This is a genomic window from Aeromonas sp. S9(2024), assembly GCF_041403185.1.
GTDB lineage: Bacteria > Pseudomonadota > Gammaproteobacteria > Enterobacterales > Aeromonadaceae > Aeromonas > Aeromonas enteropelogenes.
Map to the genome: position 1 here is coordinate 58,154 of NZ_JBGLRE010000001.1, position 19,793 is coordinate 77,946.

Genomic DNA, 19,793 nt, shown 5'->3' on the forward strand with positions numbered 1-19,793 from the left:
ACTGATATTAATGGTGCCCATAAGTTCTGATATCTATCAAAACACAACAGTGCATTATCTACCGCATCATCCATATCAAAATAGCGATATTCAGCAAGACGCCCAAGGGCGATCACCTGTGGAAATTTAGCCAACTCGTCACAACAAATTTGATAATGCTGTTTGGCCATGTCCGTAAAGAGTGGGTAATAAGGCTCCAGCCCCTGCATGGGTTCATAGTCACAGGGATATTCGTAAACAATGCTGGTACCGGGATGCTCCTGCCCGCTGAAATGCTTGAACTCGGTGATCCGCGTGAAGGCTTCTTCATTCGGGTAGTTGACCGTGGTAGCTGGCTGAAACTGTGACTGAAATAGATGACGGTGCTCAAAGCGCAGCGAACGATAAGGCAACGATCCAACCTGAGGACAGAGCTGATCAAGCATACCGGTGTAGATCAGCGGGCCGGAGAAGGGTTCACCATCAAGCAGAATTCGCTTTTCCTCCCAATCCAGCACCACTCGCTCATCCATCGCAACACCAAGCTGTAACTCAATACCAGGTTGCACCAACATGCGGCTGACCATGGCGGCATAGCCGTCCTTCGGTACCGCCTGGTAGGCATCGGTGAAGTAGCGATCGTCCCGGCTCACCACCACGGGTACCCGCGCCGTCACCTCGGGGGAGATCTGCTCGGGCGGTACCCCCCACTGTTTGCTGGTGTAGTTGACAAAAGCCTTCTGATAGATGAAATCCGCCAGTTCACCCAGCAGGGGATCCTGTTCCTTGCGCAGTTCGAGAATCGGCACTCTGGCGCCGTCCCCGAACCGAGTGCGCAGTACCTCAATCATGGCGCCAGCCTTGTCGGCGGGGAAGCAGCGTTCGATGCTGGTCAGGTTGAACGGGATCGGCACCAATTGCCCATCGATGCGTGACAACACACGATGCTCATAAGGCTGCCACTCGGTAAACTGTGACAGGTAATCCCAAACCGCCTTGTTGTCAGTATGGAAAAGGTGCGGACCATAGCGATGGATCAATACCCCATGCTCGTCATGCTCGTCGAAGCAGTTGCCTCCGATGTGGTCGCGCTGTTCCAGCACCAGCACCTTCCAGCCGAGCTGGCTGGCCATTCGCTCAGCCATGACGACACCGGATAGGCCGGCACCGATGACAATCGCCTGATAACTCATTGAGAAGCCCCGAAAAGCTGTTGCGTCACAATAGTGGGTTGAGCACGATTCTCCCAGGCCAATTGATGTCGCTCATCGAAGAACCAGTCATCCACCACGGATTCATTGATGAAGCGCTCGAAACGCGCCACATCGCCTTGCTTGAGAAAATAGAGTGCCGTCGCGAAACGGTAGTGCGCCTTGCCTGCCGCGATAACAGAATCGGCGATCCCGAATGGACGCGCGTTATCACAGGCTTTGAGTTGATCAGCCAGTACCTGTTCCCGCCGCTCTGGCGAACGCTTGGTTTGTCCCCCAAAGCTATGGGTGTGGATCCGGTAACGTCCATAAACCTCCGGAATGCCATCGACGCTCCCCTTGCCATACAAGGCGTTGAGGATGTGCCACGGATGGTCGAGGATGATCTTGCAATCGGCATCCACCGCCTCCTGCAAGTGAGGATGGCGCCGAAAGGCGATCGAACTGGCATTGGGGAAACAGCCATAGCGGATCAAGTGTTCTGCACTGGCCTTGCGGGGAATATAAGCAGCATTGTAATAATCGCGGCTGTAATGGGCCGTAACCTCTTCTGTTTCGCTGTCAAATACCTCTGCCTCGTGATAACAGAGCGCACAGCCGGGATGGACATCCAGATAGTCGGCCAGCACCTGCAACTTGCCAGGCAGAGCAAGATCATCACCATCGACGTAGGCAATATATTCACCTCTCGCCTCGGCAAGCAGGCGTTTCTGGGTCTTGGCCAGCCCCATATTCTGCGGATTCTGCAATGCCCTCAGCCGCGGCCACCGGGCAGCCAAGCGCTGCATGATGGACCAGGAACCATCGCTCGAGCCGTCATCGATGGCGATCACTTCAAAATCGAAATTGGTTGTCTGCTCGAGCAGGCTGAGCAGGCAGGGTTCGATAAAGCGCTCCAAGTTGTAGACCGGCACCAATACGCTGAGTTTCATGACGAGATCCAGGAAAATGAGTAGAAAAGAAGCGAACGGGGGAAAATCGGCAAGGCTACCGCACGGTCTGTGTCAACCTTTCTCCCCCTTGATGGGAACTTTTACTGCAAAGCCTGTGCCAAATAAAGTTAATTCATTGAAATGTCTGGTTTTTTGTGAGGTCGCAACCATTATTGCGCGTTTGTGTACCCACGGCTGCACACTCGCAGCATATTGAGCCCATCCCAGTGCCATTCGAATGCCAGTGCCTGTCCTGGTGCCACGACCCTGTCGATGCGACAGGCTGTTGCTTCTACCAATGCGGCTTCGCACTGCGCTTTTTGTTCGCCCACCCAGACACAGGTTTGCATGTCCCAAGGCTGTTTCAGCAACTCAATCAGGTTATCGGCCACAAATTCGGCAACTGTACCTCCCCCGATATGAGGGAGTCGCAGCGAAATAGCAGGAGTCAATAAGGTGACGCCCGGGAGTGTGCTCAACTGCATCTCACCCGCCATGGCGGCATTTTGTTGACTGTTGATGAGACGCTCCATGGCCAACGCGGGATCCTGGGCGAAGGGAGCAAACACCGCCTCCAGCACATGCCGGCGCAGGTCATTATCTGGCTCTTCCAGCCAGCAGAGGGTTGTCGGCGAGGCGCACGCCTGCTGATTGAAGCGGGTACAGTCCTGCTGCAAGGCCGACAGCACTTGCTGCAATCGTTCTGGCGCCAACCCTGCCAGCCAACGACTGTCGAGCACCGCTATGGAACGGCGATCCGGAAACACCACTTCCTGGGCATTCGGGGAGAGCGGAATGGCTCGCACCCGGCGGATGGTTTCATCGCCACCCCAGACGATGCGCAGACGACAGCGATCCGACAGCCAGGCGGTGATCCCCTCGTCATGGCCGTAACGCACGAAGCGGGTACGCTCGGCAACAGGGCGCCACCCGGGTTGTTGAAACAGCTCGTTCAGGATGGCCAGCATGGCCTCCTGCATCGGATCAATCCGTGATGAGAGACGCACCACCGAGCTGTTGCCCGTCAAGAGCGCCATCAACCAGGAGTAGAAGGCCACTGTCGGGACGTTGGAGGGCACCAGATGAAAAACCATACCAAGCGGCATGCGCCCCGCCATGCGCTTGCGCTGCTCATCAATATTCCTCGGGCGAAGCCAGAAACCCAGCGCGGCCAGATCGGGATAACGCCGCCCCTCCTGCTGCAAACGGGTCGACAGCGCTGCCACAAAATTGCAGATGACGGGGGCAAAGCAGGGCAAGGGGTCGGCAATAAAACCATGCCAATCCGCCAGAGGGACCACGAAACTGACCTCGGGACCTCCCTGCCACTGCAAAGCCTGCGAAGGGGTTACTGGAAGGTGTCGCTGCATCCTCTCACCTCGGCACCCGGCTGGCGCCCTGATACATGAAAATAACGGCCACGGCGGCCACAAGGGCAATCATCCTCTCCCAGCAAGACGCCAAGATCTTCGGTCAACAGGCTGTGACCCGGATAACTGCCGGGAATGGCCGAGAGCACCTGCAACAGGCCCGGCTGGCCCATCCCCAGCGGTTGATGGGTCAGCGGATCGCGCACCAGCAGATCGGCAAACACGGGGGCATGCAAATGCCCCTGCTCGCACTCGACGAAGACCGAGCCCACCTGCTCCACCATGCCGTAAAAATTATGCACCCGACGCAAACCCAGTTGCTCGTGACAGCGCTGCTTGAAGGCCGGATTATCCACCGCCAGATGCTGCAATTTCTTCCAGCCCCCGCTGTGAAACAGGACGCCCTCGGCAAAGGGTAACTGTATACCACGCTCGCGTAGCGGCTCCAGCAGGCACTGCCACACCATGAAGGTAAAGCCAAACAGCAACACGGGCTGACCGGCGTATTTGTCACAAAATGCCTCGATCACCGGCCAGTTGGGCCGCATCTGCTCATCAAGGGCATAGGTATGATCACGCCCGAGGAAGGAGAGCCCCAGGGCCCCCGCCCCGCGAGCCGAAAAACCGCTGCGATTCTGAATAAGCGCGGGTTGCTCCACCAGCAACATGGGCAGACGCTGCTTGCCGACAAACTCCTGCAGGATCTTCACCAGCACCTTGCTCTGCAGGGCGGCGGTCTCCCGATCCAGCACTATCTGTGACTGCGCCCCCGTGGTGCCCGATGAGGTCAGTACCTTGAACACCTCCTCCTCTGGCACGCTCTGCCATTTGGCCAGTTTGAACAGGCGCGCGGCGAGATAGGGTAGCTCAGCGTAAGACGTAGCTTGCCCCCAGCCAAAGGCCGATAAGATATTGGCGTAAGGGGGACAAACTTGCTGATGCCGGACAGTCAGCTCGTTGAGGCGCGCCAGCAACAGAGCCGACTTCTCCTGCTGGGCAAGGTCGAAAACGGGGGACTCCAGCAACCTGTTCATGATGCCTCCAACAGGGTCAGCAGGGCCGGGTAATCAATCTTCATATTGCTGCGTCGTGGCAGAGGCTGCATGCGAATGCGAACGCAGGAAGGGGGTACCATCAACCAGCGGGCAACCTCGACCTGCAGCACATCGCAGGCAATCCCTTCCCCTTCGATGGCTACCAGCAGGCGATCGTCGCGACCGGTCGCGGCGCAGGAGTGACCCCGAGCCTGCAACCAGCTCTCCACCTCGGCCAGACTCACCCGTTTGCCAAAGAGCTTCAGGAAGCGGTTGAGACGCCCGGTCAGGTAGAACCGGCCGGCCTCGTCGCAGCGGGCCAGATCGCCGGTAAAGAGCGCCTCCACCTCGCGCCCGCGCGCCAGCTCAGCTCGGCCTTCGGCATAACCCAGCATGACGTTGGGGCCTTCATAGACCAGCTCGCCCTCCCCTTCGGGCAGTCCCGGTTCGGGGCGCAAGGAGAGATGCCCTCCCGGTACGGCGCGGCCGATGGCATCCGGGGCAACCAGCACTTCGTCATGCCCCAACCAGGCGATGCGCGGCGCCGCCTCGGTCTGGCCATACATGACAAAAAAACGACGCCCCAGTGACGCAGCCTGATGGGCGAACTGGCTCGCCAAAGTCGGTTCGAGGCGCCCACCGGCCTGGGTCAGGGTCATGAGACTGGGGTAACGGCACCAGTCAAAACGCAAACGACTCAGCATCTGGAAAGTGAAAGGCACCCCGGCCACGCTGGTGACCCGATGGGCATTGACCTCCTCCCAAAACTGGCGTTCGAGAGGGCTGGCCGCGCTCTGCACCAGCGAGGCTCCCACCAGCAGATGGCTGTTGAGCACCGACATGCCAAAGGAGTAGAAGAGCGGCAGGCTGGTGATCGCCCGCTCCGCACTATCCAGCGCCAGATACTCGGCGATGGCGGCGGCGTTGGCATTGAGGCTCGCCCGGGAGATCCGCACCCACTTGCTGGATCCCGTGCTACCTGAAGTGGGCAGCAGCAAGGCAAGCTCTGGATGCAAAGCGGGTGCCTCGCCAAGGTGCACGAGGCCGCCTTCCGCTGTCACGACCAGGCTCGCGCCAAACCGTTCGCACAGGGCACGGCACGTCTCCTCGTCCTGGGCCGGATCGGCCAGCATGACTGCATGACCATCACGCAGGGCCAGCAGGTAGTGAAGCAGGTGACGAGTTGAGGTCACAAAGGGCAGATAGATCAGCTGACGCCCGCTCGGGTAGGCCTTGGCGAGCCGTGCTACCCGCTGCGCCAGCTCGCCGTAGCTGAGCCAGCCTTCATCGGGATCCCGCCAGGCAGGGGCGCTATTGCCCACCACCAGATGGGTTAGCAAGTCGGGCGCGCTCAAATCAGCATGCCTCCATCGACCCCGATCACCTGACCGGTGACATAACGGGACAGATCCGAGGCCAGGAACAGTGCCACGCTGGCGACCTCGTCCGGCGTGCCGATGCGCCCCATGGCGATGCTGGCTACCCGTTCGTCAAACTTGGCTGGCGGCAGAGAGCGCGCCATGTCGGTATCGATGAAGCCGGGGGCGATGGCATTGACCCGGATCTGGCTCGCGGCCAGCTCTTTGGCCAGTGACTGGGTAATCCCGATCACCGCCGCCTTGCTGCCGGCATAGACGGCTTGGCCGGCATTGCCTACCCGGCCAATGATGGACGCCATGTTGATGATGCTGCCCCCGCCGGAGCGTTGCATCAGGCGAGCCGCATACTGGCTGCAATAGAGGGTGCTGTAACTGTTGGTCGCGAAGGTGCGCTCTATCTGCTGCTGCTGGACCATGCCGAGCAGCGCATCGTCCAGCACCCCTGCATTGTTGATCAGCACGTCCAGCTGGCGGGTCTGGCCAAAGAGTTGCTGGAAGGCCTGCTTGACCGCCTGCGGATCGGCCACATCGAAGCAAAGCGGTATACAAGGCACGCCAAACTCGACGCCGAGCGCCTCTACCATCCGGGTGATAGCTTCCTCATCGCGACCATTGAGCCACAACTCGGCGCCCTGGGCGGCAAACTGCCGGGCGATGGCGAGACCGATGCCGCGCCCAGCGCCGGTGATCACTACCCGTTTCCCCTGCAACAGGCCCGTCATCAGAGGGCGACACCATATTTGGTCAGGATCTCCCGCGCCTTGGCGACCGAGCTCATGTCGATGATGTCATCGGTATCGAGCAGCACACCGTAGTGATCCTCCAGCTGGGCAATCAAGCCCATATGGGCGACGGAGTCCCACTGGGGGATCCCCTGATAGCTGAGCGCATCGGAAACCTGTTCAAGCTCGATGCCCAGTGCATCGGAGAAAATCTGTTCTAGTTGCATCATCAATACCTTATAAAACGAGCGATTTTGGCGCGAGCGGCGAAATAGGCCTCCCGCTCGAGCACATACAAACCGAGGCCATCCTCCCGCGTCTCGTAAAGACGGTAGCCACACGCCTCGTGAAAGCGGACAGAAGCCTGATTGTTGGCAAATATCTTGCCAAACAGCTGTGACAGACCCAGCCCTTCAAAGGCCAGATCATTGAGGGCGAACGCAACGCAGAAGGGCACTATGTTGTTGCGATACTCATCGACATAGATATACATGCCCGGTTCACAATGCCCGGCGTCACGATTGACTTTGATAAGAGAAGCGACCCCGATGGGCTGATCTTTAAACCAGACCAGATAATAAAACTGATCCTGCGCGTGCTGCAGCCTGGCAAACCACTGCTGCTGCATCTCCCTCGTGATATGGGTCTTGTCCAGCATCAGGTCGGCAATCTTGGGATCGTTGCGCCACTGGCGCACCATCTCGATATCATCCTGTGCCAGCGCCACCAGCTTGACCCCGTAGCGGGCAAACTCTTTCAAACCTGTCATATCACTGTCCATTTCACGGTGATTTTCAATTATCTCTTTTGCCATCAATGAGTTCAATCGAAGATCCTGGGTCATGCCAACTGTCATCATTCACGGATTCAGGGTTACAATCCTGCTTATTACTGTCATATCGGCTTTTCATGGAGAAACTTCATGGCCATCGCCATCATCCCGGCCCGAGGGGGCAGCAAGCGCATCCCGCGCAAGAATATCCGTCCCTTCTGCGGCCAGCCCATGCTCGCCTATGCCATCAACGCCGCCAAAGCGGCAGGGTGTTTCAGCCAGATTGTGGTCTCTACCGATGATGAGGAGGTCGCCTGCGTGGCACGCCAGCTCGGCGCCGACGTGCCCTTTTTGCGCGCCGCCAACCTCGCCGACGACCATACCGGCACCACCCCGGTGGTGATCGATGCCATTCGGCGACTCGACGAGCTCGGTGTCACCAGCGATCACTACTGCTGCATCTATGCCACCGTGCCGCTCATCCAGGCCGATGACCTGAAGGCGGCCCACCAGCGACAGCTCGCAAGCCAGGCTCCCTTCGTCTATTCGGTGGCGGAATTCGGCTTTCCCATTCAGCGGGCAGTGCGCATGGATGAGCAGGGACGCGTGACTCCCTTCTGGCCAGAGCAGATGGCCAAGCGCTCTCAGGATCTGGAGCCCGCCTATCAGGATGCGGGACAATTCTACTGGGGCAGCCGCGCCGCCTGGTTGGGCGGCATCAGCCCGGTGGGCGGAGAAGGAATAGGACACATATTGCCAAGGCACAGGGTGGTCGACATCGATACGCCGGAAGATTGGCGCCTGGCCGAACTGCTCTATCGGGTATTACACCAGCATGACGTTTGATATTGCATTTCGACTCGACGCAGGCCCCGAGATAGGGCTGGGTCATCTGATGCGCTGCCTGGCCATCGCCGATCGGTTGCAGGTGGCGGGGGCCGAGTGCCACTTTCTCTGTTATGGGTTGCCGGCTCACCTGCAGCCTCTGCTTAAGCTGCACCACTACCACCCTCTGGCTGCGCTGGATGATGCGGGGCCCCTGTCCCAACTACGACCGGCCTGGCTCATCGTCGATCACTACACCATCGACCAAGCCCTTGAAGCCTCGCTGGCGCGCCACTGTTGTCAACTGCTGGTGATCGACGATCTGGCGGATCGACCGCATCACGGTCAGCTCCTGCTGGACCAGGGACCTCTTCGCACCGCAGCCAACTATCAGCCCCTGATACCAGACAACTGTCGCCTGCTGCTGGGAACCGATTACGCGCTGCTGCGCCCGGCCTTCCGACAGCTTGCACGCCAAGAGATCGCTCAGTGGCAACGGGGGCTCATCTGCTTTGGCGGCGCCGATCCGGCCGGCGCCTGTCTCACCACCCTCAACAGCTTGGCTCGTCTACCCTGGGCCCGCACCATCCAGTGGACCCTGGTGGCGGGCGGCGCCAACCCTTTCTGGGACGAATTGCAGCAGAGGGTTGCCGAGCTGCCCGAACTTGGCATCGACTTGTTGCGCCAGAGCGATCAGATGGCGCAGTTGATGACGCGCCACGATTTTGCCATCGGTGCCGCCGGCGGCATGACCTGGGAGCGCGCCTGCCTCGGCCTGCCAACCCTGGCGGTGCCCATCGTCGACAACCAGCAGTTCAATGATGAGGTGATCGACCGCCTCCAGTTGGCCGAACGCCTGACGCTAAGCGAGCTCGCTGACCCCTCGCGGCTCGCGCAGGCCTTGTGTTCACTGGAACAAAAGGCCGAGGCGTATCGCCAACGCGGTCAGCAGCAAGTGGATGGCCTCGGGCTCGATCGCCTCACCGCCTGGCTGCTGCCGCAAACCGGCTACCAACTGCAGCCCGACGGCCAACACTGGCAATTTTTACAACAAGATGGCGGGCAGGACGAGACACGTCTGCTCACCCTTGACCTGAACGGCCAAGAGCTGACCTGGCAAACACACCTAGCACTCAAGCCACAAGATTGGCAAGAGCTGGCATATCGCTTGCAGAAGATTTTCTCCCAATTCCCAATTTATCTTGCCAAACCGCCGCAAGATGCGCCTCCAGCCCCCTGGCAGTTGGCGCCACAAGGCTGGCAACTTGGCACAGGAACCTGAACACAGATGCAGATTGCCCATCAATCCATCGGCCCAACACAGAGCCCCTATGTGATCGCCGAACTGTCGGCCAACCACAACGGCAACCTGGAGCGCGCCCTGGCCATCATGACCGCCGCCAAGGAGGCGGGAGCCAGCGCAGTCAAACTGCAAACCTATCGCCCCGATACCATCACCCTCAAAAGCGATAGACCCGAATTCCAGATCCATGGCGGCCTGTGGGATGGCCACAGCCTTTATGACCTCTACGAGTGGGCCCATACCCCCTGGGAGTGGCATCAGGCGCTGTTTGCCAAGGGGCGCGAGCTGGGGCTCACGGTATTTAGCAGCCCGTTCGATTTCAGCGCAGTCGATTTGCTGGAATCCCTTGATTGCCCGGCTTACAAGATTGCCTCCTTCGAGCTGGTGGACCTGCCCCTCATTCGCTACGCCGCCCAGACTGGCAAGCCCCTCATCATGTCCACCGGCATGGCGAATGAGGCCGAGATCGCCGCCGCGGTCGAGATGGCGCTCAAACACGGCAACGGCCAGCTGGCGCTGCTGCACTGCGTCAGTGGTTATCCGGCGCCCGCGGCCGAATATAACCTGCGGGTCATCCCCATGCTGCGCCAGCGCTTTGGCGTCGAGGTGGGGCTTTCTGACCATACGCTGGGCAGCGCTACTGCCATCGCGGCGACCGCGCTCGGCGCCACCCTCATCGAGAAGCACTTCACTCTGGCCCGGGCGGATGGCGGACCGGATTGCGCCTTCTCCATGGAGCCCGCCGAGCTTGCCGAGCTGGTTGCCTCGGTCAATACCGCCCAGGCAGCGCTCGGCGTGGCCGACTATCAGCTCACCCCAAGCGAGCAGGGCAACCGCGCATTTCGCCGCTCCCTCTATCTGGTCAAGGATATTGCTAACGGAGAGCGCCTGACCGAAGCCCACATCAAGTCGGTTCGGCCCGCCCTTGGCCTGCCCCCAGCCGATTACGATCGCCTCCTCGGCAAGCGGGTTACCCGGGACATGAGCGCCAACCAACCGCTGGATTGGGAGTGGATAGCACAGGATGAATGAGGAAGTGTTTGCTCGCCATGGCCAGCTTATCAGCGAGCGCTGGCCCACCCTCTGGCCCCGCCTGTTGGCGCAAGATGTAACGCACCTCCAGGTTGAACTGACCGAGGGACTGGGTTCCACCCTCAGCGTCGACGGGATCCAGCTCACCAGCCGTCACGACAGGGCAAAGGAGGCCGAGCTGCAGGCCGCCAGCCTGCCCGAAGAGCCCGTACTGCATATTTATGGCACCGGGCTTGGCGATCTGCCCCGCGTGCTGTTGCAACGCAGCAGCTTGCGCCGTCTGGAGGTGAAGATCATGAACGGCGCCCTGTTTGCGCTGGTGCTGCGCCTGCTGGAGCAGGATGACTGGCTCGCGGATCCCAGGGTCGTGCTTACCATGGCGGGAGATGACCAGGAGATCCGGTTACCCTTCTTCGCCCTGCCGGCCGAGCTGCTGCTGGTCGACGATGCTGCCGTCCGCATCCGGGATCGGCTGATCAGCGAGATCAACCTGCCATTCGTCAATCGGCGCTTCAAAGCCGATGACCCCGAACGCCTGGCGCGACTAGAAAGCAATCGCGAGCTACTGGCGCACGATGCCGACGTGACCAAGCTGTTTGGCTCCCGACCTGGCTGCACAGCACTGATCATCGCCACCGGCCCGACACTGGCACGTCACCTGCCCTATCTGGGCGGACTTGCGAAACTACCCACACGGCCACTGCTCATCTGCGTCGATACGGCCTACAAGACGCTGCTGGCGCACCACATCAAGCCGGATCTGGTCGTCACGATCGATCACTTGATAGGTCAGGACAGGCTGCCAGCTCACGGCTCCGAAGAGGTCAAGCTGGTCTACTTCCCCATGCTGCCCCATGAGACGCTGGCCGCCTGGCAGGGGCCGCGCTATGGCGCCTACTCGATGAGCCAGACCTATGAGGCCCTGCGCACCAGCTTGCCCAGAGGCGTGCTGCATTCAGGAGGGAGCGTGATCCACCCGGCCGTGGATCTGGCCGTCAAAATGGGGGCCAACAATGTCATCTTGATGGGCGTCGATTTCGCATTCCCGGGCAATCAAACCCATACCGGTTGGCAAGATGGTTCACTTGGCCCGAGTGCCCATACAGCACGTCATTGGGTGCACGATGGCCATGGCAACCGGGTGACCACGACCCTGAACTTTGCTGGCTACCTGTGTGAGCTGGAGCGCTACATAGATCGTCACCCCGAAGTTCGTTTCTGGAACACCTGCAAGGATGGTGCGTATATCCAGGGCTGCCACTATCACCCGGAGATAACCCAATGAGTGCCTCTCTGACAGCCCAACTCACTGCATTGGCGCAGCGTTTTCGCCTTGGCTTGTCTCTGGAGGCAATCCAGACGCTTCCTGCCTTGCTGGAGCAAACCGCATCCGAGAGCCTGAGCTGGCCAGCACAACAGCAGCAACTGCTGCCCGTGCTCATCAAGCGCATACTGGAGCAACAAGAGCGTGAAGATTGGCTGGCCCTGGCTGACGAACTCGAATATGAGTTCGTCGCCCTCTTGGAAATGGCCGCCAAGAGGTGACATCCTGCAAGCCCAAAGCCTCTCTTCAGGTTCAGCAACTCATACAAAAAGCCCTCCATCGTCTCTGACGGGAGGGCTTTGATTGTTCTGACAGCTCAAGATGTCAAAATATTATGACAACTGATAAGCCAAACTTGGCACAGCCGCGATGTGTCTTCCCTGGATATAGTCGAGGGCATGGGGATAAATCATTCCCATACGATCAAGAAATTCCACAAAGAGATGCCTGTGCTCATTGACACATGCCATGCACAAGGTTTCATCATCGTTGAAATAGGCTATCGCCAGATACAGGGTAAACATGCCGTTGAGAGAGCCAAACAGTATGTTGTGGATATGAGACTGCCTGCTCTCCCGGATCACGTTGATATATTCCATGCTGCGTTGCATCGCCTCCACCAGCATGGCCCGTGAGGAAAAATCGGCAGCCCAATCCTGTTTCATCAACTCCATCACCCGTACAAACAGATCAACGTCAAGCAGCGGCTCGATCGCATCACGAGAGGTATCCACCGAGATGGCCATGTCGTTGTAGATATAATCAACCAGCACCTTCTTATCGAGCATGGGTGGCAAATCCACAATATCCCGGCTCTTCAGCGGTTCACAACCCTTGATCAAAGCGCCATCGGAGCAGTTGTATATGTTTGCATCCGGGCAATGCTGAACCAGAAATTCAGCCATCATCACAGAGGCAGAAAATAGCTGATTGGTTTGCACTTCACCGCCAAAGTTGGCAGGCCTGATATTGTCAGCCAGCGCCAACGCCATATCTTTATAAGCGGCGATAGGATTGCCCTTTTCATCATAATAACCGCTCAAGCGGGAGTGATGATGCTCAGCAGATTTGAATCCATTATCAAGCCCGAATAGATAAACGCGTTCAAAACCAAGGTGCAGCGGCAAACTGATCCCCAGGTTGCCCACCAGCGGATTGATGCAACTCAAGCACTGCAGTTCTGCCGCCCAGTCAAAATGATTGCACAACAGGACGTAAAGCGGCTCGTCAGCCTTGATACCGAGCACATATCGTTTGAACATACGCTTGGTATCGGCATGAATGACATCCGGAGCAATCATCAGGATATCCTGCAAATAGTCGCTGGCATTCATCTGGGCAAGATGTGCCGCAACCATGTTCACCCGCTCGACCGCAATATATATGTCCGGCGTAATGCCCGCCCTATAGAGCGAGGAGATTGCCGTACCGCATGCAATCAATATGGCCTGATGCTGATGCGCTCTGATAAATTCGATATCCGCATCCAGCGACGGGCCATTGGCGATGACAAAGACTGGCGTTTTTTTGAGGGATGTGGGCAGTCTGTTTTTCAGACTCAGAAAACGGGCGCCGGCAAGGATATTGTCAACGCCATTTGCGAGGCCAAACAGGCTGTCATCAAAAAAGCCCCATCCCATCGCCAGTGAATAGAACTCTTTGGCAATTTGAGCTTGTAGCGATGAGAGCACTGCTGATTGGTAGTGGGACATGCCAAACACTTGGGAAGATAAAAATGCTCCTTTTTTATTCACCGCATCCTTGAGGTCCTGCATGATGACATGTTCATCCTGCCCCAGAAAAATGTGAATACCCAGTTTGTTTTCAGCGATATAATCCAGCAATGGCGCCCAATCAAAACAGAACAAGGATGCGTAGAAAAGATCCAGGTTCGGTTCAAAAACAAACAGATTGGCGATGTTCTTGCGTTCGTAGAGATATCCCAACTGATAGCCAAGGCCCAGGCCAAACATAAGCATAAGTGGAATATCGTGAGGAAGAGTCTCAGCGTTGGCGGTATTCTGTTTGCTGAACTCGGCAATCACATTCTGCAATGCATTGGTATAGAGAAAGTGCTGCTGCTGGAAAGGATCCCATTGCCGCTCGATGCCAAATTTTATCAATCCACCGGATGCCAATGCGGCTTCGATCTGTTGCAGGCATTCATCGAATGGATCTTCGCCATATAAAATATGGCCGCTCTCCTGCCAACGCAGATTGGCAATACCATTCTCTGTACAAAAAATCTCAAAATCGGCGCTTGGCTTGTAGGATGAAAACTGTTCGGCTATCGAAGGAATATATTTCTGGAAGGCGTCGATATTCTGTGAAAAACGAACCGGGATTAGTTGTGCCAATGCAATTTCTTGCTGATGTTGCAATGTCAAACGTTGCAACTCATCTTCCGAACGATGAATGATATCATTTAACGATGGCATTAGAACTCTCCACGGTTTTTATTATATGACGCCAACGCTTTGCTGCTTCTGCTGAGCAATGAAATTGATTCAGCCACTTCATTTTTATGTTGGGAAAGCGTGTCGACAATCTGAGCATCCAGTTCAGACACCTGCTTAACAAATTCGCTATAGTCGACTTGAGGGTCACGATGGGCAATCAACTTGTCGATCACCGCCCGTCGTTCGTCTATCAGAGCGGTAGTGAGGTTTTCGTCCTCACCACCAAGCGATACCATGATGCGTTGCGTCAGCCTGATGATTTCATTGCGAAGATCAGGCATCAGGAAAGTTCTCCTCTTTCACGGCGCATCGCATACGCTTTTTGCTTCTCCTCTTCCGGTACCTGATCCCAGGCACTCTTGATAGGAAGCATCAGCCCGATGACTTCATCAATCGCGGCAATATCCATATTCACGGATGCATCGAGCAAACGATCCTTCATATAGCCATACAAGCCATAGAGATCATTGGTAATGCCCCCCAGTTCCATATCAAGGGAGTCTTGCAAGCCATTCAAAATGGCGGTAGCAGACGAAATCAGCATCGATTTCTGTTCATAATCCTTACGCTCGATGGCTCCTTTTGCCTTGGCCAAACGTTCCAGAAAACCTTGCATAAGCAATTGAATGACACGATGGGGATCGGCCACCGACAATTCGGCCTCAAGTGACGTAGCTTTATATGCTTTAATGTTTCGCTGATACATAACACCGTCTCAATTATATTTACATCAACATGCCAGCCAAGGCATTGGAAGAAGAGTTCATTTTGGCGATCATCACATCGAGTGAAGCATATTTTTTACGCAAACCTTCTTCATAGGTCACCATATAGGCATTGAAGTCGGTTCGTTTCTGCGCAATGTCTTTCAATTGGGTATTGATCCCGTCCTGACGCTGAGCCAGCAATCCGGCAGACTTGGTATATTCCTTCATCTGCGGGTCAATGCGCTTGGCCAGACCATCACTGCCGGAAAACAGCGCAGATACGCCATTAAAATCCGACTTCAATTTGTCATCGAGTTTTGTGGAGTCAACGGAGAGTTTTCCATCCTTGTCCATCTTGATGCCGATATCAAACAGCGACTTGATGGCCCCACTGCCTGTCTCACTGGACAGCTCTTTAAAGAGGGTATTCCGGATTGCAAACAGCGTCGGATCACCGGCGAGTTCACCCGGGTCCCCGGTTCGATTACCACCGACGATCACGGGCCTTTTGCCCAATGCATCCATGGTCGTTTGCAAATCATTGTAAGCCTTGACGAAATTATTGATGTTTTCTTTGGCTTTATCGATGTTGTCTTCGACAGTGACCTTGGTTTTCTTGGAGGTCACACCGTCTGACTCCTTGTCACTAACCCGCAGTACAGTGAACTTCAAGTCCTGAATAACGTTGTCAAAGGTATTGGAGGAGTTGGTCACCTCCACGCCGTCGATGGTCACCTTGGCATCGACACCATTTTCCCGATCAAAGGATGAAGAGGGGTTGCTTGTATCGAATTTCTGCAGCTCTGGCGTACTGGCCGTGATCTGCAGATTGCCGCTACTGCCGGTGACGGACGATTCCAACACGAGCTGGGACTGGCCATTGCTGGTGATGATGTTGGCCGATACACCAAAATTGCTGTCACTCTTGGCATTGATCCGTTTGCGCAGTTGCTCGAGGGTATCCCCCGCCTTGACGTCCACCTCGAAGGATTTATCACCATCGGTGAAGGTCAACTTGCCATCTGCGGTGGCAATCACGTCTTTGGGCGAGCTGAATGTCCCTTCCTGAGACGTGAGCTTGGTGCCCTTGGCCAGTTGATCAACCTGGATATCATATTTGCCCTGACTGGCCGTATCCGTCGCCGTCATGTTCAGCACCGGATTGGTCGTATCCTGGCTTATGGTGACCTTGCGCCCCGCAAAGTCGGTCGGCTTTGCCAACTTTTGAAGGGCTGTATTGAAGGTGTCGATGGCTGATTTCAACTTGCCGACACCAGAAAGCGAGGTTTTCAGGTTGGCCTCACGGGTCACAACCTGTTTTTCAAACTGGGCTTTCTTAGCATCTAAAGATGCTTTAATGAGATCTTCCAGTGGCAAGCCGGATCCCACGCCAGCAGATGTTATCGAGCCCATAAAAACCTCCCTCTACACAGATTTATCAAACAGCAGCCCTTTGCGATGACTCTCATCGATCCCCGACTGCTCAAGTTCACGAAACCGCTTGGATATGGACAGCAACTCTTCGCTCGGGATCTGGCGGATCACCTCTCCCGAATCCTTGTCCAGCAGCTTGACGATGGTCTTGCCAAGCTCATTATCCTTGGAAATATTCAGATACCATCCTTTGATCGATACGATCGACTGCAATTCTTGTACCTGTTCTTCCAAAGATGCTGATTTTGTTTCCTCTTTGGCGGCAGCTTCCTGTTTTGCTGCCTCATCCAACTCTTGCTGACGCTTCTTCGCCATATCCTCTTTCTGCTGCGCCAAAACAAAAGCAGTAGCCTCACGGCTACTGCTTTCAGTTTTTGGAAAAGCATAGGAGGAGGCCGAGCCAAGGTTTACTTCATTTGCCATGATGTCCTCCAACTACTTTCCATACCTGTTCATCAGCTTATCAACGCAGCAGCGACAGTGCACCGTTCGGACGCTGGTTGGCTTGCGCCAGCACGGTCGACGCGGCTTGCTGCAGGATGTTGTACTGAGTCAGGTTGGCAGTTTCGACCGCGAAGTCCGCATCACGTACACGCGCACGGGCAGCAGAGAGGTTTTCGGCGATGTTGGACTGGTTGCGAATGGTCGATTCCATCCGGTTTTGCACCGCACCGAGCTCTGCACGCTTGGAGTCAACAGACTTGATCATCTTGTCGACAGCACCAAGTACGGATTGCGCTGAGGAGGCAGCGCTGATGTTGATCCCGGACGCACCGGCAGCAAAAGCGGTTGTCACTGAAGCATTACCGGCAATCCCCGCCACGTTGAACGCGAAACCGGTCAGACTGAAGGAGATGGTCTGGTTGGCATCGGCACCCACCTGGAATTCACCCTTGAAGGAGCTATCCAGCAGCTTCTTACCACCGAAGGTAGTGTCACTGGCAATACGGTCGATCTCGGTAGAGAGTTGGTCGACTTCTTGCTGGAGCGCGGTACGGTCGGAGGTGTTGTTGGAACCGTTCGCAGACTGTTGTGCCAGAGTCCGCATGCGTTGCAGCATGCCGGTGATCTCTTCCATCGCACCTTCTGCGGTTTGCGCCAGGGAGATACCGTCGTTTGCGTTACGGTTACCCTGATTCAGACCGTTGACCTGGGAGGTCAGACGGTTGGAAATTTGCAGACCGGCGGCGTCATCCTTGGCGCTGTTGATACGCAGACCGGACGACAAACGTTGATATGAAGTGTCCAGTGTCTTGTTGGTATTCATCAAGTTACGCTGAGCGTTCAGCGAGGACACGTTGGTGTTAATAAACATAGCCATGATTTAATCTCCCAATCGATACAGACTGCAGGCCTCGCTTACATCAGCCTTGTTGCAATCCGGGAGTAGAGGGTTGAACGAGCCCGCCTACTCTCGACCAGTGGGGATTGTTTGAACGGACAATCACCCACCACACCGCAAAATCCAGGAGTCCCGAACACCCAATCTTTTGCTTACCTTGGTTAACGGCCACGCTGAACGAAGCTTTAGTCTTTTTTTTGCCGCCTGCGGCAAATGATTGCCCCCCTCAGATCAATCCACCCCCAAAGAGCAGCTCAAACACATCGGCTACCTTTGGTTAAGAACAGATAAGTAACTGAATTGTCACAGGTGTATATCAGAAAAAGGGGGAGCAAAGACTCAAGCTGGGGTCATTGTTTTGACTCGGGCCAATGGCAACAAGCGCCTATTGAGCCAACAATTTGACAGCCTGAAAAGATGACTGGATCTGTCTACCACCTCAAAACCTTGACGGTTCACGATAAAGCAGAAGCGTACGACTCTCTTTTCTCGCTGGTGGAAGCATTTCAGAACTGGCATGGGTTATGCTTTGTCACGTTGAAAATAAAAAAGGCCGACATCAAGGTCGGCCAACGAGCTTTAGCTCAGGAGAATTGGGCGGGAAGGTTTATTGAATATAAACTGCCCGCTGAGCTTAGTAGTGTACTACAGTGTTGTGACTTATCAGAGACATGATTTCCCGAACACCCTCTGATGCGTCCTCCGGAAAGGCGGCCTGAACAACCGCCTTTCATTTTTTATTCTTAACCACGCAGCAGTTGCAGTGCGCCATTGGGTCGCTGGTTAGCCTGACCCAGTACGGTTGATGCTGCTTGTTGCAGGATGTTGAACTGCGTCAGATTCGCAGTTTCTACCGCAAAGTCCGCATCACGTACCCGAGCTCGCGCCGCACTGACGTTTTCCGCAATGTTGGACTGGTTGCGAATGGTCGATTCCATCCGGTTTTGCACCGCACCCAACTCGGCACGCTTGGCATCGACCTGCTTGATGAGTTTGTCCACATCCGCAAGTACTTTCTGTGATGCCGATGCGGTCTGGATATTGATCCCGTTAGCACCTGCCACGAATACAGTGGTATTTGCCGCATTGGCTCCGGCCAAGCCGGCAATGCTGAAGGAAAAACCAGTCAGACTGAAGGAGATGGTCTGGTTGGCATCTGCCCCCACCTGGAAGGTGCCGTTGAATGAACCGTCGAGCAACTTGGTACCACCGAAGGTGGTATCGCCAGCGATACGATCAATCTCGGTAGAGAGCTGGTTCACCTCTTGCTGCAAGGCAATCCGGTCATCGGTGTTGTTGGAACCGTTGGCGGATTGTTGAGACAGGGTGCGCATCCGCTGCAGCATGCCGGTGATCTCTTCCATCGCCCCTTCTGCGGTTTGCGCCAGGGAGATGCCGTCATTTGCGTTACGGTTACCCTGATTCAGACCGTTGATCTGGGAGGTCAGACGGTTGGAGATCTGCAGACCGGCGGCATCGTCCTTGGCGCTGTTGATACGCAGGCCGGATGACAGACGCTGATAGGCGGTATCCAGATTGATATTGCTATTACGCAGGTTACGCTGAGCATTGATGCTCGAAACGTTGGTATTTACATACATACTCATGACTATTCTCCTAAGCTATTAAATTTGCTCTTTTATTTACTCAGGCTTTATTGTTTTTCCTGCCTGATGCGTCTTATTTAACGGCTGCTTTTTCGATGTCTTTAGCAGTTTTTTTAACGCTTCATCGCATTAGCGCCGCTTACCCTATTTATCGGCATGTTCTCTCTTAACTTGAGGAAAAAAATGCCATCCATCCTTCAACGAAAGCATGGAGCAAAGAAGGACTGGTTTCACACGGGCATCATCATATCCCTTTACACACCAGCTCCCCCGCCGCACAAGCTTCACCATCCATGTCGCCGCAAGCAAAAACTTGGTCTGGCTCCCACTTCTTGCAGACGCCCATTGGTCAGAGGCGGCG

General features: G+C 56.0%; 19 protein-coding genes and 1 pseudogene. 5 read left to right on the top strand and 15 right to left on the bottom strand.

The annotated features are described in order from the left end of the window. Positions 1-29 precede the first annotated feature (29 nt). The 8 genes and pseudogenes from glf to ACB028_RS00270 all read right to left on the bottom strand — a co-directional run. Positions 30-1,172: pseudogene (glf, locus tag ACB028_RS00235) on the bottom strand (UDP-galactopyranose mutase); the annotation flags it as partial. Further along, entirely contained in the window at positions 1,169-2,122 is a 954-nt protein-coding gene (locus ACB028_RS00240) for a glycosyltransferase family 2 protein (protein WP_371143192.1), read from the bottom strand. The pseudogene glf and the gene ACB028_RS00240, both read right to left, overlap by 4 nt. Positions 2,123-2,292: 170 nt before the next feature. After that, positions 2,293-3,492 carry an acyl-CoA reductase gene (locus tag ACB028_RS00245; RefSeq protein ID WP_371143193.1) on the bottom strand — a complete coding sequence of 400 codons (1,200 nt, stop codon included), beginning with the start codon at positions 3,490-3,492 and terminating at the stop codon, positions 2,293-2,295. Beyond that, the gene (locus ACB028_RS00250; protein WP_371143194.1) at positions 3,471-4,526 is read right to left on the bottom strand and encodes an acyl-protein synthetase; all 1,056 of its coding nucleotides are present in this window, start codon (positions 4,524-4,526) and stop codon (positions 3,471-3,473) included. The genes ACB028_RS00245 and ACB028_RS00250 overlap by 22 nt, the downstream gene beginning before the upstream one ends. Further along, positions 4,523-5,881, bottom strand: a complete 1,359-nt coding sequence (locus tag ACB028_RS00255) for an AMP-binding protein (protein WP_371143195.1) — start codon at positions 5,879-5,881, stop codon at positions 4,523-4,525. Before ACB028_RS00255 ends, ACB028_RS00250 begins: the two co-directional genes overlap by 4 nt. After that, entirely contained in the window at positions 5,878-6,627 is a 750-nt protein-coding gene (locus ACB028_RS00260) for an SDR family NAD(P)-dependent oxidoreductase (protein ID WP_371143196.1), read from the bottom strand. The genes ACB028_RS00255 and ACB028_RS00260 overlap by 4 nt, the downstream gene beginning before the upstream one ends. Further along, positions 6,627-6,860 (bottom strand): acyl carrier protein, encoded by a 234-nt coding sequence (locus ACB028_RS00265; RefSeq protein WP_119196731.1) that lies wholly within the window; start codon positions 6,858-6,860, stop codon positions 6,627-6,629. The genes ACB028_RS00260 and ACB028_RS00265 overlap by 1 nt, the downstream gene beginning before the upstream one ends. Beyond that, positions 6,857-7,396: a GNAT family N-acetyltransferase gene (locus tag ACB028_RS00270; protein ID WP_225632860.1), complete on the bottom strand. Its 540-nt coding sequence runs from the start codon at positions 7,394-7,396 to the stop codon at positions 6,857-6,859. The genes ACB028_RS00265 and ACB028_RS00270 overlap by 4 nt, the downstream gene beginning before the upstream one ends. A gap of 153 nt (positions 7,397-7,549) precedes the next feature. Here ACB028_RS00270 and pseF point away from each other — a divergent pair, with 153 nt between their 5' ends. From pseF to ACB028_RS00295, 5 genes are read left to right on the top strand one after another with little or no spacing between them, the layout of a single operon-like run. Then, a complete protein-coding gene (gene pseF / locus ACB028_RS00275; protein WP_225632861.1) occupies positions 7,550-8,245 on the top strand; it encodes a pseudaminic acid cytidylyltransferase in 696 nt (231 codons plus the stop codon). Beyond that, positions 8,235-9,506, top strand: a complete 1,272-nt coding sequence (pseG, locus tag ACB028_RS00280; RefSeq protein WP_371143197.1) for a UDP-2,4-diacetamido-2,4,6-trideoxy-beta-L-altropyranose hydrolase — start codon at positions 8,235-8,237, stop codon at positions 9,504-9,506. The genes pseF and pseG overlap by 11 nt, the downstream gene beginning before the upstream one ends. Positions 9,507-9,512: 6 nt before the next feature. After that, on the top strand, positions 9,513-10,559 hold the full coding sequence (gene pseI, locus ACB028_RS00285; protein ID WP_371143198.1) for a pseudaminic acid synthase: 1,047 nt from the start codon (positions 9,513-9,515) through the stop codon (positions 10,557-10,559). After that, positions 10,552-11,844, top strand: a complete 1,293-nt coding sequence (locus ACB028_RS00290) for a motility associated factor glycosyltransferase family protein (RefSeq protein WP_225632866.1) — start codon at positions 10,552-10,554, stop codon at positions 11,842-11,844. The genes pseI and ACB028_RS00290 overlap by 8 nt, the downstream gene beginning before the upstream one ends. Then, entirely contained in the window at positions 11,841-12,104 is a 264-nt protein-coding gene (locus tag ACB028_RS00295; protein WP_223380337.1) for a hypothetical protein, read from the top strand. Before ACB028_RS00290 ends, ACB028_RS00295 begins: the two co-directional genes overlap by 4 nt. A 111-nt stretch (positions 12,105-12,215) precedes the next feature. On the opposite strand, the gene ACB028_RS00300 is transcribed toward ACB028_RS00295, so the two are convergent. The 7 genes from ACB028_RS00300 to ACB028_RS00330 form a co-directional block, all read right to left on the bottom strand. Continuing rightward, positions 12,216-14,321 (bottom strand): 6-hydroxymethylpterin diphosphokinase MptE-like protein, encoded by a 2,106-nt coding sequence (locus tag ACB028_RS00300; RefSeq protein WP_223380336.1) that lies wholly within the window; start codon positions 14,319-14,321, stop codon positions 12,216-12,218. Further along, positions 14,321-14,623 carry a hypothetical protein gene (locus ACB028_RS00305; RefSeq protein WP_042025521.1) on the bottom strand — a complete coding sequence of 101 codons (303 nt, stop codon included), beginning with the start codon at positions 14,621-14,623 and terminating at the stop codon, positions 14,321-14,323. The genes ACB028_RS00300 and ACB028_RS00305 overlap by 1 nt, the downstream gene beginning before the upstream one ends. Then, entirely contained in the window at positions 14,623-15,048 is a 426-nt protein-coding gene (gene fliS, locus ACB028_RS00310) for a flagellar export chaperone FliS (RefSeq protein ID WP_026456324.1), read from the bottom strand. Before fliS ends, ACB028_RS00305 begins: the two co-directional genes overlap by 1 nt. A gap of 19 nt (positions 15,049-15,067) precedes the next feature. Further along, positions 15,068-16,462 (bottom strand): flagellar filament capping protein FliD, encoded by a 1,395-nt coding sequence (gene fliD / locus ACB028_RS00315; protein ID WP_371143199.1) that lies wholly within the window; start codon positions 16,460-16,462, stop codon positions 15,068-15,070. Positions 16,463-16,474: 12 nt separating this feature from the next. After that, the gene (locus tag ACB028_RS00320; RefSeq protein WP_223380334.1) at positions 16,475-16,906 is read right to left on the bottom strand and encodes a flagellar protein FlaG; all 432 of its coding nucleotides are present in this window, start codon (positions 16,904-16,906) and stop codon (positions 16,475-16,477) included. A gap of 40 nt (positions 16,907-16,946) precedes the next feature. Beyond that, positions 16,947-17,804, bottom strand: coding sequence for a flagellin (locus ACB028_RS00325; RefSeq protein WP_042071879.1), 858 nt, complete (start codon positions 17,802-17,804; stop codon positions 16,947-16,949). Positions 17,805-18,568: 764 nt separating this feature from the next. Then, positions 18,569-19,432 carry a flagellin gene (locus tag ACB028_RS00330; RefSeq protein WP_042071882.1) on the bottom strand — a complete coding sequence of 288 codons (864 nt, stop codon included), beginning with the start codon at positions 19,430-19,432 and terminating at the stop codon, positions 18,569-18,571. Positions 19,433-19,793: the final 361 nt, after the last annotated feature.

Bases quoted from the DNA above. Each gene is read 5' to 3' on its own strand.
- ACB028_RS00240 (WP_371143192.1), bottom strand. From the start codon at position 2,122: ATGAAACTCAGCGTATTGGTGCCGGTCTACAACTTGGAGCGCTTTATC.
- ACB028_RS00245 (WP_371143193.1), bottom strand. From the start codon at position 3,492: ATGCAGCGACACCTTCCAGTAACCCCTTCGCAGGCTTTGCAGTGGCAG.
- ACB028_RS00250 (WP_371143194.1), bottom strand. From the start codon at position 4,526: ATGAACAGGTTGCTGGAGTCCCCCGTTTTCGACCTTGCCCAGCAGGAG.
- ACB028_RS00260 (WP_371143196.1), bottom strand. From the start codon at position 6,627: ATGACGGGCCTGTTGCAGGGGAAACGGGTAGTGATCACCGGCGCTGGG.
- ACB028_RS00270 (WP_225632860.1), bottom strand. From the start codon at position 7,396: ATGACAGGTTTGAAAGAGTTTGCCCGCTACGGGGTCAAGCTGGTGGCG.
- pseF (WP_225632861.1), top strand. From the start codon at position 7,550: ATGGCCATCGCCATCATCCCGGCCCGAGGGGGCAGCAAGCGCATCCCG.
- pseG (WP_371143197.1), top strand. From the start codon at position 8,235: ATGACGTTTGATATTGCATTTCGACTCGACGCAGGCCCCGAGATAGGG.
- pseI (WP_371143198.1), top strand. From the start codon at position 9,513: ATGCAGATTGCCCATCAATCCATCGGCCCAACACAGAGCCCCTATGTG.
- ACB028_RS00290 (WP_225632866.1), top strand. From the start codon at position 10,552: ATGAATGAGGAAGTGTTTGCTCGCCATGGCCAGCTTATCAGCGAGCGC.
- ACB028_RS00295 (WP_223380337.1), top strand. From the start codon at position 11,841: ATGAGTGCCTCTCTGACAGCCCAACTCACTGCATTGGCGCAGCGTTTT.
- ACB028_RS00300 (WP_223380336.1), bottom strand. From the start codon at position 14,321: ATGCCATCGTTAAATGATATCATTCATCGTTCGGAAGATGAGTTGCAA.
- ACB028_RS00305 (WP_042025521.1), bottom strand. From the start codon at position 14,623: ATGCCTGATCTTCGCAATGAAATCATCAGGCTGACGCAACGCATCATG.
- fliS (WP_026456324.1), bottom strand. From the start codon at position 15,048: ATGTATCAGCGAAACATTAAAGCATATAAAGCTACGTCACTTGAGGCC.
- fliD (WP_371143199.1), bottom strand. From the start codon at position 16,462: ATGGGCTCGATAACATCTGCTGGCGTGGGATCCGGCTTGCCACTGGAA.
- ACB028_RS00320 (WP_223380334.1), bottom strand. From the start codon at position 16,906: ATGGCAAATGAAGTAAACCTTGGCTCGGCCTCCTCCTATGCTTTTCCA.
- ACB028_RS00325 (WP_042071879.1), bottom strand. From the start codon at position 17,804: ATGGCTATGTTTATTAACACCAACGTGTCCTCGCTGAACGCTCAGCGT.
- ACB028_RS00330 (WP_042071882.1), bottom strand. From the start codon at position 19,432: ATGAGTATGTATGTAAATACCAACGTTTCGAGCATCAATGCTCAGCGT.